Consider the following 619-nt stretch of genomic DNA (forward strand, 5'->3'; position numbering starts at 1 on the left):
GCTTATCTGTACTCGCATCAACAACAATAACAGGTGTAGCGATCAGAATAAGCCAAAGGTATGAGGCATTTGCCAACCTTTGCAATGAGCATAACCTCCGATTCAACCCAGGCACGAAAGGCTAGTCGATGGGTAAGGCTGGGACAATTTATTTCCTTTTACTCCGCTTATCCTTGCATTGGGTGTTACTGCTATGCTGGCGGTGATACTGAAACTGGTTAACCGAATCGAAGGTGATACCACAGGAGCAGGTAGCGTTCAGCCTCCCCTTGCACCGGGCGTCTTGACTACTCTGGCGATGAGCCTTAAGCAGGCTGACCGAATCGAAGGTGATACCACAGGGGCAGGTAGAGTTCCACTTTCCCTTGCACAGGATGTCTCGGCTGCCCTGACGGTGAGAGTTCAACAGACTGACTGTATCGAAGGTAGCGCCACAGGAACAGATGGTGCTCCGCTTTCCCCTGCACTGAGCGTCATTGCTGCTATGGCGGTGAGAGTCAAGCAGGCTGACCGTATCGAAGGTGGTGCCGCAGTGGCAGGTAGTGTTCCACTGTCCCTTGCAACAGCTGTTTTTGCTGCCCCGGCGGTGGGATTTAAGCTGGTTAACCGTATCGAAGGT

General features: G+C 52.5%; 1 protein-coding gene. It reads left to right on the forward strand.

All coding sequences use genetic code 11. The features are described 5' to 3' along the window. Positions 1–193: 193 nt before the first annotated feature. The coding region (locus E1189_RS00665) for a hypothetical protein (RefSeq protein ID WP_155158209.1) at positions 194–619 on the forward strand (426 nt) is incomplete at its 3' end.

The organism is Parendozoicomonas verongulae, from assembly GCF_009711465.1.
Taxonomy (GTDB): Bacteria; Pseudomonadota; Gammaproteobacteria; order Pseudomonadales; family Endozoicomonadaceae; genus Sansalvadorimonas; species Sansalvadorimonas verongulae.